The organism is Microbacterium sp. cf332 (assembly GCF_900102175.1).
GTDB lineage: Bacteria > Actinomycetota > Actinomycetes > Actinomycetales > Microbacteriaceae > Microbacterium.
The window spans coordinates 864,617-877,312 of sequence record NZ_FNKN01000002.1 but is presented as its reverse complement, the minus strand read 5'-3'; the positions used below and the strand labels follow the sequence as shown (position 1 = coordinate 877,312).

Annotated in this window: 11 protein-coding genes; 7 read left to right on the top strand and 4 right to left on the bottom strand. The window is 72.1% G+C overall.

Annotated features, from left to right (window positions below; translation table 11 throughout):
- The first annotated feature begins 2 nt into the window (after nucleotides 1-2).
- The 3 genes from BLT21_RS11170 to BLT21_RS11160 all read left to right on the top strand — a co-directional run bounded on the left by BLT21_RS11170 (nucleotide 3) and on the right by BLT21_RS11160 (nucleotide 3,480).
- Complete coding sequence (locus BLT21_RS11170) at nucleotides 3-1,367, top strand: glucose-6-phosphate dehydrogenase (protein WP_091501961.1); 1,365 nt, start codon at nucleotides 3-5, stop codon at nucleotides 1,365-1,367.
- Between the two features lie 131 nt (nucleotides 1,368-1,498).
- Nucleotides 1,499-2,395 (top strand): ABC transporter ATP-binding protein, encoded by an 897-nt coding sequence (locus BLT21_RS11165; RefSeq protein ID WP_091501959.1) that lies wholly within the window; start codon nucleotides 1,499-1,501, stop codon nucleotides 2,393-2,395.
- Nucleotides 2,392-3,480 (top strand): ABC transporter permease, encoded by a 1,089-nt coding sequence (locus BLT21_RS11160; RefSeq protein ID WP_091501957.1) that lies wholly within the window; start codon nucleotides 2,392-2,394, stop codon nucleotides 3,478-3,480. The genes BLT21_RS11165 and BLT21_RS11160 overlap by 4 nt, the downstream gene beginning before the upstream one ends.
- An 83-nt stretch (nucleotides 3,481-3,563) precedes the next feature.
- Here the strand turns inward: BLT21_RS11160 and BLT21_RS11155 are convergent, their stop codons facing one another.
- Complete coding sequence (locus BLT21_RS11155; RefSeq protein ID WP_091501954.1) at nucleotides 3,564-3,953, bottom strand: VOC family protein; 390 nt, start codon at nucleotides 3,951-3,953, stop codon at nucleotides 3,564-3,566.
- A 134-nt stretch (nucleotides 3,954-4,087) separates the two neighbouring features.
- Here BLT21_RS11155 and BLT21_RS11150 point away from each other — a divergent pair, with 134 nt between their 5' ends.
- The 4 genes from BLT21_RS11150 (at nucleotide 4,088) to BLT21_RS11135 (ending at nucleotide 8,030) form a co-directional block, all read left to right on the top strand.
- On the top strand, nucleotides 4,088-4,669 hold the full coding sequence (locus tag BLT21_RS11150; protein WP_091501952.1) for a nitroreductase family protein: 582 nt from the start codon (nucleotides 4,088-4,090) through the stop codon (nucleotides 4,667-4,669).
- Nucleotides 4,670-4,880: 211 nt separating this feature from the next.
- Nucleotides 4,881-6,125 carry a type III polyketide synthase gene (locus tag BLT21_RS11145; RefSeq protein WP_091501949.1) on the top strand — a complete coding sequence of 415 codons (1,245 nt, stop codon included), beginning with the start codon at nucleotides 4,881-4,883 and terminating at the stop codon, nucleotides 6,123-6,125.
- Nucleotides 6,116-6,814, top strand: coding sequence for a methyltransferase domain-containing protein (locus BLT21_RS11140; protein ID WP_091501947.1), 699 nt, complete (start codon nucleotides 6,116-6,118; stop codon nucleotides 6,812-6,814). The genes BLT21_RS11145 and BLT21_RS11140 overlap by 10 nt, the downstream gene beginning before the upstream one ends.
- On the top strand, nucleotides 6,807-8,030 hold the full coding sequence (locus BLT21_RS11135; protein WP_091501945.1) for an FAD-dependent oxidoreductase: 1,224 nt from the start codon (nucleotides 6,807-6,809) through the stop codon (nucleotides 8,028-8,030). The genes BLT21_RS11140 and BLT21_RS11135 overlap by 8 nt, the downstream gene beginning before the upstream one ends.
- A gap of 92 nt (nucleotides 8,031-8,122) precedes the next feature.
- On the opposite strand, the gene BLT21_RS11130 is transcribed toward BLT21_RS11135, so the two are convergent.
- The 3 genes from BLT21_RS11130 to BLT21_RS11120 all read right to left on the bottom strand — a co-directional run bounded on the left by BLT21_RS11130 (nucleotide 8,123) and on the right by BLT21_RS11120 (nucleotide 12,629).
- Nucleotides 8,123-8,947, bottom strand: a complete 825-nt coding sequence (locus tag BLT21_RS11130; RefSeq protein WP_091501944.1) for a UbiA family prenyltransferase — start codon at nucleotides 8,945-8,947, stop codon at nucleotides 8,123-8,125.
- 390 nt (nucleotides 8,948-9,337) lie between these two features.
- Complete coding sequence (locus BLT21_RS11125; protein WP_091501943.1) at nucleotides 9,338-11,566, bottom strand: ATP-dependent Clp protease ATP-binding subunit; 2,229 nt, start codon at nucleotides 11,564-11,566, stop codon at nucleotides 9,338-9,340.
- Nucleotides 11,567-11,630: 64 nt separating this feature from the next.
- Nucleotides 11,631-12,629: a helix-turn-helix domain-containing protein gene (locus BLT21_RS11120; protein ID WP_091501941.1), complete on the bottom strand. Its 999-nt coding sequence runs from the start codon at nucleotides 12,627-12,629 to the stop codon at nucleotides 11,631-11,633.
- Nucleotides 12,630-12,696: the final 67 nt, after the last annotated feature.

Genomic DNA, 12,696 nt, shown 5'->3' with positions numbered 1-12,696 from the left:
CCATGACGGCCGACACGACGCTCATCATCCTCGGCGCCTCGGGCGACCTGACCTCGCGCCTGCTGCTCCCGGCGCTGGGGCAGCTGCTCGCCCGCGAACCGCAGCGACGCGTCAAGCTGCACGGGGCCGGCATGGACGACTGGTCCGACGACCGGTGGCGCGACACCGTACGGGCCTCGTTCCGCACGACGGACGCGGATGCAGCCTTCTCGTGCCTCTCGGACACCACGTACACCCACGCCGACATCACGCGCGCCGACGAGCTGCAGGCCATCCTCGACGCGGCGGAGGGGCGACCGGCCCTGTACTTCGCCGTGCCGCCGGCGGTCGCGGCAGCAGCCTGCGAGGCGCTCGCGCGCGTCACCCTGCCGGCGGGCACGATCCTCGCGCTCGAGAAGCCGTTCGGATCGGATGCCGAGGGCGCCCGACGCCTCAACGCGGTGCTCGCGGGACTCGTACCCGAGGAGCAGATCTTCCGCGTCGACCATTTCCTCGGCCGCTCGACCGTGCTGAACCTGCTCGGTGTGCGCTTCGCGAACCGGGTCATCGAACCGGTCTGGTCGGCCGACGACATCGCCTCGATCGAGGTCCGCTACGACGAGTCGCTGGGCCTCGAAGGCCGCGCGGGGTACTACGACCGCGCCGGTGCGCTCACCGACATGATCCAGAGCCATCTGCTGCAGGTCATGGCATTCGTGACCATGGAGCCGCCCGCCTCTCTCGACGAGCGCGACCTGCGCGACGCGACGGGCGCCGTGCTGCGCGCCACCGCGATCTGGGGCGACGACCCCGCGGCCTCGTCGCGACGTGCCCGGTACACCGCGGGCACGGTCGAGGGCAGGCACTACCCCTCGTACGTCGACGAACCGGGAGTCGACCCGGCCCGAGAGACCGAGACGCTCGCCGAGATCGTGGTCGAGGTCCGCAATGCCCGGTGGCAGGGCGTGCCGATCACGCTGCGATCCGGCAAAGCACTCGGACACCTCGACGCCGAGGTCGTCGTGCGCTTCCATCCGGTGCGTCACCTGCCCGCGGGGTTCACCGGCGACCCGCAGCCGTCCGCATTGCGCTTCGCCCTCGGTCCCGACACGATGGCGCTCGAGCTCAACGTCAACAGCGGCGCCGACCCGCTGCACCTCGAACGCGCGACGATGCTCGCCGAGCTCGGCGAGGGCGCACTCAAGGCGTATGCCGAAGTGCTGTCGGGCATCCTCGACGGCGACGCGATGCTGTCGGTGCGCGGTGACGCCGCCGTCGACTGCTGGCGCATCGTGCAGCCGGTTCTCGACGCCTGGCACGCGGGTGCCGTGCCGATGGACGAGTACCCGGCAGGGGTCTCGTCACCCGCCGGGTGGCCGCAGCGCTGAGCACGCCGAACGCCCGCCCACCCCGGACGCTCCCCCGCACGGCGGGCGGCCTGCGCGCACGATCCGCCGGAGGGGGGATCCGCCGCACCGCCCGTCGTCCCTAGCGTGGGGTCATCGGCTAAGGAGGCGGAATGCTCGAACTGAGCGGCATCACCAAGAACTACGGCACGCACCGCGTGCTCGACGACGTGGGGTTCCGCGTGCCCGATGGACGCCTGACCGGGTTCGTCGGAGGCAACGGCGCCGGCAAGACGACCACGATGCGCATCATGCTCGGCGTGCTGTCGCGCGACAGTGGCGAGGTCACGATCGACGGGACGCCGCTGACGGCATCCGACCGTCGGCGGTTCGGGTACATGCCCGAGGAGCGCGGCCTGTATCCCAAGATGAAGGTGCTCGAACAGATCGTGTACCTCGCCCGCCTCCACGGGTTCTCGAAGACGGATGCGACCACCCGCGCCCGCGCGCTGCTCGAGGAGCTCGGGCTCGGCGAGCGACTGAACGACAACATCGAGACGCTCTCGCTCGGCAACCAGCAGCGCGCCCAGATCGCGGCGGCGCTCGTGCACGACCCGCAGGTGCTGATCCTCGACGAGCCGTTCTCCGGGCTCGACCCGCTCGCCGTGGACGTCGTCGCCGGCGTGCTGCAGAGCCGTGCCGCGCAGGGGGTCGGTGTGCTCTTCTCCTCGCACCAGCTCGACGTGGTCGAGCGTCTGTGCGACGACCTCGTCATCATCGCCGGCGGCACCATCCGCGCCGCCGGCACCCGCGACGGTCTGCGCCGTCAGCACCAGGGCCATCGCTACGAGCTCGTCTCGACGGGCGACGCCGGCTGGCTGCGCTCCGAGCCCGGCGTCGAGGTCGTCGAGTTCGACGGCGGGTACGCGCTCTTCGACGTCGACGCCGACGAGACCGCGCAGCGCGTCCTGCGCCGCGCGGTCGAGCACGGCGACGTCGCGAGCTTCACCCCGCGGCATCCGTCCCTCGCCCAGATCTTCACCGAAGTCATCCAGGAGGTTGCTCCGTGAGCACCGCATCCCCCACCTTCGCCCAGAGCACCTGGCTCGTCGCCGAGCGCGAGATCGGCTCGAAGCTGCGCAGCAAGTCGTTCGTCATCTCGTTCGCCATCCTGTTCCTCGGCGCGCTCGCGCTGGTGGTGTGGGGCGGCTTCTCGGCCGGCGACGACAGCGGCACGCCTGTCGCCGTCACCCCCGACGCGGTCTCTTTCGTGCAGGACGCTCCGGGACTCGAAGTCCGCGACGTCGCGGACCGCGCGGCGGCCGAGAGCGCCGTCCGCGACGGAGACGTCGACGCGGCGATCGTCGCGGACGCGTCGGCCCCCGGCGGCTACGTCGTCATCGGCGACACGTCGGTGTCGAACACGCTCCTGATGTCGCTCGCGCAGCTGCCGAAGGTCGAGCTGCTCGATCCCTCGGGCGATGCCGGCTTCCTCGGCTACATCGTCGCGGTCGGATTCGGAGCGATCTTCTTCATCTCGGCGCAGACCTTCGGTGCGACGATCGCGCAGTCGGTCGTCGAGGAGAAGCAGACCCGCGTCGTCGAGCTGCTCATCTCGGCGGTGCCCGTGCGGGCGCTGCTCGCGGGCAAGGTGATCGGCAACACGGTGCTCGCGATGGGGCAGATCCTCATCCTGGCGGCGGTCGCGGTCATCGGGTTGACGGTCACCGACCAGACGGCGCTGCTCACCGGGATCGGCGCGCCCATCGCCTGGTTCGCGGTGTTCTTCCTGTTCGGCTTCGTCCTGCTCGCCGCACTGTTCGCGGCGGCGGCCGCCATGGTGTCGCGGCAGGAGGACATCGGGGCGACCACGACGCCGCTCATCCTGCTGGTGATGGCGCCGTACTTCCTCGTCATCTTCGCCTGGAACAATCCGCTGATCCTCGGGATCATGTCGTACGTGCCGTTCTCGGCGCCCGTCGGGATGCCGATGCGCCTCTTCCTCGGCAGCGCACTGTGGTGGGAGCCGCTGGTGTCGCTGGCGGTCCTGCTGCTGACCTGCGTGGGGGCCATCCTCGTCGGCGCGAAGATCTACGAGAACTCGCTGCTGCGCATGGGCGCGCGCGTCAAGCTGGGCGACGCCCTCCGGCGCTGAGCCGGCGGACCGTCCGGTCGAGCGTCGGCGCCGGGTGCGACATCCTCTCGTGAGGAACGCGCCCGGCGCCGGCGTCTCATGCGTCAGGCCTCGAGGACGGCGAGGACGTTGCCGGCGGGGTCGCGGAACCAGGCGATGTCGGGACCGCGACCGTCGCCGCGGACGATGCCGCGATCGTCGGAGGGGAACTCGTCGTCGGGGTAGATCTTCGTCTCGACGCCTCGGGCCCGCAGGTCGTCGACCGCGGCGTCGATGTCGTCGACCGGGAAGTTCAGGATGGTGAAGCTCGCCGCCGTGTGACCGGGCTTGGGGTACACCAGGATGCTGCCGCCCGTGGCGAGACGGATCTCGAGGAACCCCATGTCGTCGGTCTCGACGTCGAGGCCCAGGGTGTCGGCGTAGAAGGCGCGGGCGGCGTCGAGGTCGTCGACGCTGAACCCGCTGAATGCCCCGGATGTGCTGAATGCGCTCATGCCGACAGGGTCGCCCCCGCGGGCGCCGGACGCAAGAGCTCCGGATGACGGGGAATGACGGCGAGGCGTTCGTCGTTCGCTTTTGGCGGGACGATGGTGTCCGACGCCTGTCCACTGAATCATCGGGAGAACCCATGTCCCTCATCGAAGAGCGCGTCGCCGAGACCGACGCCCCCGTCCTCGACATCCTCGCCGCCCGCTGGAGCACGCGTCTGTACGACGACGTCTCGCCCGTCGACGAAGACGCCCTCGCGAGTGCCCTCGAAGCCGCACGCTGGGCTCCGTCGGCCTTCAACGCGCAGCCCTGGCGGTTCGTCGTGGCCCGTCGCGGCACCGAGACCCACGAGAAGGTCGTCTCGACGCTCGTCGAGTTCAACCAGGCCTGGGCAGGTCCCGCCGGCGCCCTCATCGTGTTCGTCGCGCAGACCGAGAACGACGGCAAGCCGGTGGCCACCGCCCTCTACGACCTCGGCCAGGCTGCCGCGCACTTCACCGTGCAGGCCCACGCCGACGGCCTCTACACCCACCAGATGACCGGTTTCGACGCCGCCGACCTCGCCGCGAAGCTCGGCATCGAGGCCCCGTTCGTGCCGGTGACCGTCATGGCCGTCGGCGACCTCGGCGATGTCGACGCCGCGCCCGCAGCCGTGCGCGAGCGCGAGCTGTCGCCCCGTACCCGCCGCCCGGTCTCCGAGTCCGTCGTCATCGACGACTGATCCATCCCGCCCAGCAGCGCCCCGCCGGCCCCGCCCGCGGGGCGCTGCCGCGTTCCCGGCCGCCGCACCCTCCGCGTGGCGTCGTTCGAGCGGTCGCGGGGACGGTCGCGGGTCGGTGTCGGGGGCCCGGGCCGGCGACCGCACCCTAGACGAGGCCCGAAGCCTGCGACACCCCGGCCCGCGGGGCCCCGCGCGGCGGTTATCGTCAAGCATGACCGCCAGCATCCTGTCGATCGGCACCGCGGTGCCGCCGGCCGTGCTCCACCAAAACGCGGTGCGCGATCTCTTCGCCGCGCAGCCCGGCATCGCACGGCTGTCTCAGCGCCTCGTGCGCGCCGCCTTCGACGCCTCCGCCATCGAGACCCGGCACACCGTCCTGGCCGACCTCGCCGAGGCCCTCGATCGCGGGACCGCGCCGACCGATGCCGGCGAGCCGGCGGCCGCAGAGCCGGGGTCCGATGACGGGGCCTCCCTCGCGGTCATCTCCGACGCGGGCGCCCTGCTGTCGCCCTCCACGGGCACCCGCAACGACGCCTACATCGCCCTCGCGCCCGAACTGTCGGCCCGCGCCGCCCGCGACGCGCTGACCTCGGCATCCGTCGCCCCCGGCGACATCACGCACGTCGTGACCGTCTCGTGCACCGGGATGTATGCGCCCGGTCCCGATTACCGCCTCATCCGCGATCTCGATCTGCCGACGACCGTCGAGCGGTACCACCTCGGGTTCGTCGGCTGTGCGGCCGCCGTGCCGGCGCTGCGAGCGGCGGCTCGCATGTGCGCCGCACAGCCGGACGCGGTCGTGCTCGTCGTGTGCGCCGAGCTGTGCACGCTGCACTTCCGCGTCGCCGACGACCCCGACCAGATCCTCGCGGCGTCGCTGTTCGCCGATGGCGCCGCCGCCGCGGTGGTCAGCGCGGATCCGGCTCGCCGCAGCGGACGGTGGCTCGACCTCGACCGCTTCGCCACCGCCGTCACCGACGACGGCGAACGCGACATGACCTGGACGGTGGGCGACACGGGATTCGACATGGTCCTCACCGCAGAGGTCCCCCGCATCATCGGGCGCGAGATCCGCGAAGCCGTCGGGGACATCATCGCGGGCGCGTCCGTTGACACCTGGGCCGTCCACCCCGGCGGCCGCGCCGTGCTCGACCGGGTCGAGTCCGGGCTCGACCTGCCGCCGGACGCGCTCGAGGTCTCGCGGGCTGTGCTGCGCGACTACGGCAACATGTCGAGCGCGACGATCCTGTTCATCCTGCGCTCGATCCTTCTGGGCGACGACCTGAGCGACGGTGAGACGATCGCGACGCTCGCCTTCGGACCCGGGCTGACGATGGAGGCGGCCCTGCTCACAGCGGGGGTGGCCGAAGACGGTGCGGTGCGGGCGGATGCCGTGGCGGATGGTGCCGGGCGGACGGACGCCGTGCGGGCGGAACCCGTCGCATCGTGGACCTGAGGCACCGCGACGTCGCCCTGCGCGAGCTCATGGACGACCCGGCGTGCGACCCGGCGGCCCTTGCCCGGACCCTGCGGCGCTTCGACGTCGTCAATCGTGCCGTGAGCGGGTGGGGGACGGTCTGGCGGCGCCGGTTGCGGCCGGTGCTCGCTCGCCTCGACCGTCCCGCGCGCGTGCTCGACATCGGATCGGGCGGTGGCGACGTCACCGCCCGTCTCGCTCGGCTGGCGGAACGCGACGGCCTGAGCGTCACCTGGCTCGGCATCGATCCCGACCCCCGCGCCCTCGCCGTGGCCCGCGAGCGCGCGCGGCCCGACGTCGAGTTCCGCAGCACCGACTCGACCGCGCTGCGCGCGACGGGGGAACGCTTCGACGCCGTCATCTCCAATCACGTGCTTCACCACCTCGGCGAACCCGAGCTCGGTGCGTTCCTCGCCGATTCGCTCGCACTGTCGAGCGGGATCGTGCTCCACGCGGACATCGAGCGCGGGCGCACGGCGTACGCCCTCTACGCCGCCGGCATCCTGCCGCTGCAGCGCGGGACCTTCCTGCGCACCGACGGCCTGCGCTCGATCCGCCGCAGCTACCGCGCACCCGAGCTGCGGGCGACGCTCGCCGGGCACGGCGAGTGGCACGTGGTCCGGCCGGCACCCTTCCGGGTGCTCGCGATGGGGCGCGGGCGTGGCTGAGGTCATCGTCGTCGGAGCGGGTCCGGTGGGCATGCTGCTGGCCGCCGAGCTCGCACGCCGCGGGGTCGACGTCGAGGTCGTCGAGCGGCGCGGGCGCAGCGGCGACGGATCGCGCGCGATCGGGCTGCACGCCCCCGTGCTCGCGGCGCTGGAGGGCGGCGGCGCGACCGACCGCATCCTGGAGCACGCCGTCCGCGTGTCGCGCGGCGAGGCCCGGAGCGACGGCCGACTGCTGGGGGTGGTCCGCTTCGATCGCCTGCCGGTGCGGCATCCCTACGTCGCGACGCTGCCTCAGGCGCATACCGAGGCCGCGCTCGCGGTGGGGGCGCCGACGCCCCGGCGCGGGGTCGCGGTGTCGCGTGTGCGGCCGCGCGGCGACCGCGTGACCCTCGAGACCTCGGGCACCGGCGGCGAACGGGAGCTGTCGGCTCCGATCGTGGTCGTGGCGGGCGGTGTCGGCGCCCGCGACCTCGTCTTCCGCGACGGGGCGCTGCGGCGCACGGGATATCCCGACCGCTACCTCATGAGCGACGTCGACGTTCCGGAGCGAGCCGACTCCGACGTGGCCGTCGTGCACCTCGCCCGCTCGGGCGTGCTCGAGTCGTTCCCCCTGCCGCACGGCCGGCGTCGCTTTGTGGCGTGGGATGCGGGCGGGGGTGGCGGGCGCGCGGGTGGTGGCGGGCATGCGGGTGGTGGCGGGCATGCGGATGGTGGCGGGCCGTGGCACCCTGACCTCGACGAGGCCGGGGCGCGTCTCGATCGTCTCCGGACCGCGATGCGCGAGCGCGGCGAGGCCGAGGCCGCGGAGGCGCTGACGGAAGCGACGGGCTTCCGCGTGCGGCGCGTGCTGGCGCCGGCTCTGCGCCGCGGCCGTCTCGTCGTCATCGGCGACTCGGCCCACGAGATCAGCCCCATCGGCGGTCAGGGCATGAATCTCGGCCTGCTCGACGCGGCGACCCTCGCTCCCCTCCTCGCCGACTGGATCCGCACCGGCACCGAACCCGTCGCCGCCCTCGCGCGGTGGGAGCGTGATCGCCTGCGCTCGGCACGCGCCGCCGGACGCCTCGCCGCGATCAACATGGGCCTCGGCCGCCCCGTGAGCCGCGCGACGCACGCGGCGCGTGCTCGCAGCCTCGGCACCGTGCTCGCGGCGACCGGCGCGCTCGTCCCCCGCGCCTATGCGATGGGTCTCGATGCGGCCGCCCGCACCCGCTGAGGCTGCCGCCGCCGGATCCGCCCGAAGCTCCCGACCCCACCCTTTATCCACCGGACACGAGGGGTGTGCTCGGCACGCAGGGGTGTGCTCGGTCAGCGCAGCGAGCCTGCGGCCACCACCAACTGCGCGGCCAGCACGAGGGCCGCAGCCATGACGAGGCGGAAGCCGGCGCGGTCGGGGCCGCGCAGCCGCATCCGGACGACGACCGCGATCGCGAGCACCAGGACCGCTCCGAAGAAGAGCCACGGCAGCGGCCCCTCGCCCCTGCCGCCGGCGAGTACCGCGATCGCTGCGACGACGATGCCGGCGACAGCGACGAAGACCGAGGCGGCGGCGCCGAGCATGTGCGGCAGGCCGCGGACGCCGGTCTCGCGGTCGTCATCGAGGTCGGGGAGCACGTTGGTCAGGTGCACCGCCGCCCCGAGTGCGGCGCCCGCGACGGCAGCGAACGGGGCCGCGAGCGACGGGTCGGAGGCCGACAGCGTCGCGAGCGACGGGAAGAGCCCGAAGCTCACGAGGAAGGGCACGACCGACACCGGGGTCGACTTCAGCCCGAGGTTGTACGCCCAGCCCGACGCGATCGTCACCGTGTGAGCGATCAGCATCCCCCACCCGAGGACAGCTGAGAGCGCGAGCGCGATGACGAAGGAGCCGCCCGCCGCGAGCCACGCCGTCCGATTCGACACGGCGCCTCTCACCAACGGCTTGTCGGTGCGCCCCACCGCGCGGTCGCGCTCCCGGTCGATCGCATCGTTCGAGATGCCGATCGAGAGCTGCCCGAGCAACACGGATACGACGAGCACCACCATCCGCCAGGGCTCGAGCCCGACGGCCAGACCGAGCGCGAGGGACAGGGTCGTGACGACGACCGACGGTCCCGGATGCGAAGCACCCCAGAGGGCTCGGACCGTCTGCATGCTCTCAGACTCTCACGCGGCGCGCGTGCCCGGTTCACGGGGCTCGCCATCATGCGCACGCCGGCCGATCCACCGTCGCAGCGTGCCGTCGACAGGATGGTTCGTCGCTCGGGGGTCCGCGCCGCGTCCGGACCGGCGCTCAGCCTGTTCGCAGGACGTCATGCGCCAGGCTCAGCCGACACCTCGCCGCTGTCCCGTACAGCCGCGAACCACCCCGGTGGGGCCGACCAGCCGGGCCGCCGACAGGCTCAGCGTCCCCAGGCTGCCGCGGCCAGGCGCCGGAAGCCGAGCCGTCCTGTGGACGGAACGAACCGGCCGGCCGCACCGCACCGCGCGCGCACCGCACCGCAGCGCGCGCGACCCGCGCCGAGCTCAGCCCCGGACACCCGATCAGTCGTCGAGCAGCTCGGCCTCGATCACGTCGTCGTCCCCCCCGGTCGCGGCACCCGCGGCGGGCTCGGTCGCCGGGCCCGCGCTCGTGAGGACGAGCGTCGACCCGTCGGCGGCGACATCCACCCGCACGACATCACCGTCGCGCACCCCGCCCGACAGGATGGCCATCGCGAGACGGTCCTGGATCTCGGACTGGATGAGGCGGCGAAGCGGCCGTGCGCCGAACACCGGGTCGTAACCGCGCTCGGCGAGCCAGGCGCGCGCGTCGGGCGTGACCGCGAGCGCGAGCCGCCGATCCTTCAGCCGCCGCTGCAGCGCGTCGACCGACAGCTCGACGATCTGCGCGAGGTCGTCCTGGCTGAGCGCCTCGAACATGACGGTGTCGTCGAGCCGGTTGAGGAACTCGGGTCGGAAGGCCTGCCGCAGCAGGATCTGCACCTGCTCGCGCTTCTGCTCGGGGCTCAGTGTCGGATCGATGAGGATCGGCGAGCCCAGGTTCGACGTGAGGATCAGGATGACGTTGCGGAAGTCGACCGTGCGGCCCTGTCCGTCGGTGAGGCGGCCGTCGTCCATCACCTGCAGCAGTACGTCGAAGACCTCGGGGTGGGCCTTCTCGACCTCGTCGAGAAGGACGACCGAGTACGGGCGCCGCCGCACCGCTTCGGTGAGCTGACCGCCCTGCTCGTACCCGATGTATCCGGGAGGGGCACCGACGAGCCGCGAGACGGAGTGCTTCTCGCCGTACTCCGACATGTCGATGCGCACCATCGCGTGCTCGTCGTCGAAGAGGAACTCGGCGAGCGCCTTGGCGAGCTCGGTCTTGCCGACACCGGTCGGGCCGAGGAACAGGAACGAGCCGGTCGGCCGGTTGGGGTCGCTGATGCCCGCGCGCGAGCGGCGCACCGCGTCGGCGACGGCCTTGACGGCCGTCTTCTGGCCGATCAGGCGCTTGCCGAGCTCGGACTCCAGTCGCACCAGCTTCTCGGTCTCTCCCTGCAGCAGGCGCCCGACGGGGATGCCGGTCCAGGCGGCGATGACGGCGGCGATGTCCTCGTCAGCGACCTGCTCGTTGACCATCCGCTCGGGACCGTCGACGGCCGTCTCGGCACGCTCGGCCTCGACGACCTCGCGCTCGAGCGCGGGGATCTCGGCGTAGAGCAGGCGCGACGCCTTCTCGAGGTTGCCCTCGCGCTGGGCGCGCTCGGCCTCGACGCGCGCCGCATCGAGTCGGGTCTTGAGGTCGCCGACGCGGTTGAGCGACGCGCGCTCCCGCTCCCATCGGGCCTGGAGGTCGTCGAGCTTCTGCTGCTCGTCCTTCAGGGTCGCGCGCAGGGTCTCGAGACGCTCGCGCGATGCGGCATCCTTCTCCTTCTTCAGCGCGAGCTCCTCGAGCTTCAGCCGGTCGACGTGGCGGCGCAGCTCGTCGATCTCGAGGGGCGCCGAGTCGATCTCCATGCGCAGACGCGAGGCGGCCTCGTCGATCAGGTCGATCGCCTTGTCGGGCAGCTGGCGCGCCGGGATGTAGCGGTTCGACAGGGATGCCGCGGCGACGAGCGCGCCGTCGGCGATGGCGACCTTGTGGTGCGCCTCGTAGCGCTCCTTGAGGCCGCGGAGGATCGCGATCGTGTCTTCGACGCTCGGCTCGCCGACGTAGACCTGCTGGAAGCGTCGCTCGAGGGCGGCGTCCTTCTCGATGAACTCGCGGTACTCGTCCAGGGTGGTCGCGCCGATCAGCCGCAGCTCGCCGCGCGCGAGCATGGGCTTGAGCATGTTGGATGCGGCGACCGAGCCCTCGCCGCCGCCCGCACCCATGAGCACGTGCAGTTCGTCGATGAACGTGATGACGCGCCCGTCGGACTCGGTGATCTCCTTGAGCACGCTCTTCAGGCGTTCCTCGAACTGCCCGCGGTACATCGCGCCGGCGACGAGCGCGGAGATGTCGAGCGAGACGAGCTCCTTGTTCTTCAGGCTCTCGGCGACGTCGCCCGCGACGATCCGCTGGGCGAGGCCCTCGACGACGGCCGTCTTGCCGACGCCGGGCTCGCCGATGAGCACGGGGTTGTTCTTCGTCCGGCGCGTGAGCACCTGACTGACGCGCCGGATCTCGCTGTCGCGGCCGATCACGGGGTCGAGCTTGCCCTGACGGGCACGGTCGGTGAGGTTGATGCCGAACTGCTCGAGGGCGCTCTGCGCGTCCTCCTGCCCGGGCTGCTGCGTGGCGTTCATGCGTCTCCTGAAATCTCGCGGCTCAAACTTGAGCCTGAATGACTCAAGTTTATCACCGTGTCGCTCAGGACGCTACGGCCTCCGCCGCCACCCCGGCCGCCGACGCCGCTTCCGGCGTGCACGCGAATCGTGCACGATAGGCGCTGGGGCTGAGTCCGAGCGCACGGGCGAAGTTCTGGCGCAGCACGGAGGCCGAACCGAAGCCGCTGTCGGCGGCGATCTGCTCGAGCCCGAGGTCTGTCTGCTCCAGCAGGCGCTGGGCTCGGAGGATGCGCTGGCGGCCGAGCCAGGCGGCCGGCGTCGTGCCGTAGTCCGCCTTGAAGCGCCGGGCGAAGGTGCGCGGCGACATGTGCGCGCGCGATGCGAGCAGATCGACCGACAGGTCGAGGTCGAGGTTGGCGATCATCCAATCGGTGATCGGTGCGAGCGAGAGCGACGCGACCTCGGGCAGTGGCCGCGCGATGAACTGCGCCTGGCCACCGTCCCGCAGGGGCGGCACGACCATCCGGCGCGCGATCGTGTTGGCGGCCTCGGCACCGAGCTCGATCCGCAGCAGGTGCAGGCAGGCGTCGAGTCCGGCCGCGGTGCCGGCGGAGGTGATGATGCGGTCGGACTGCACGTAGAGCACGTCGGGGTCGACCTCGATCTCCGGGTACATCCGCGCCATCGTGTCGGCATAGCGCCAGTGGGTCGTGGCGCGTTTGCCGTCGAGCACACCGGATGCGGCGACGGCGAACGCGCCGCTGCACACGGTCAGCACCCACGCGCCCCGCGCCACCGCTCGACGCACCACCCCGCTGACGCGTTCGTCCACGGCATCCCAGCTCTCGCGCGGGATCGGGGTGATCACGACCAGGTCGGCCTCGTCCGCGAAGCCGAGCCCCGTCTCGACGTTGAGCGAGAACGCGAGATTGGCGGGGACCACCCCGGGATCGGGCGCCACGACGCGGAAGTCGAAGTTCGGGATGCCGTCGTCACTGCGGTCGAGGCCGAACGCCTCGCACGCGAGACCGAACTCGAACGGGGCGAATCCCGGCTGGACGACGCAGGCGACCGTGTGCATGGCAGAAATCCTTCGGATGCTGTCTTTCCCGCCAGTGTCGGCAGGATGGAGACAATCGTAGCGTTTC

Excerpts from the sequence above, each read along its gene's own strand:
- BLT21_RS11170 (WP_091501961.1), top strand. The coding sequence starts at position 3 with ATGACGGCCGACACGACGCTCATCATCCTCGGCGCCTCGGGCGACCTG.
- BLT21_RS11165 (WP_091501959.1), top strand. The coding sequence starts at position 1,499 with ATGCTCGAACTGAGCGGCATCACCAAGAACTACGGCACGCACCGCGTG.
- BLT21_RS11155 (WP_091501954.1), bottom strand. The coding sequence starts at position 3,953 with ATGAGCGCATTCAGCACATCCGGGGCATTCAGCGGGTTCAGCGTCGAC.
- BLT21_RS11150 (WP_091501952.1), top strand. The coding sequence starts at position 4,088 with ATGTCCCTCATCGAAGAGCGCGTCGCCGAGACCGACGCCCCCGTCCTC.
- BLT21_RS11145 (WP_091501949.1), top strand. The coding sequence starts at position 4,881 with ATGACCGCCAGCATCCTGTCGATCGGCACCGCGGTGCCGCCGGCCGTG.
- BLT21_RS11130 (WP_091501944.1), bottom strand. The coding sequence starts at position 8,947 with ATGCAGACGGTCCGAGCCCTCTGGGGTGCTTCGCATCCGGGACCGTCG.
- BLT21_RS11125 (WP_091501943.1), bottom strand. The coding sequence starts at position 11,566 with ATGAACGCCACGCAGCAGCCCGGGCAGGAGGACGCGCAGAGCGCCCTC.
- BLT21_RS11120 (WP_091501941.1), bottom strand. The coding sequence starts at position 12,629 with ATGCACACGGTCGCCTGCGTCGTCCAGCCGGGATTCGCCCCGTTCGAG.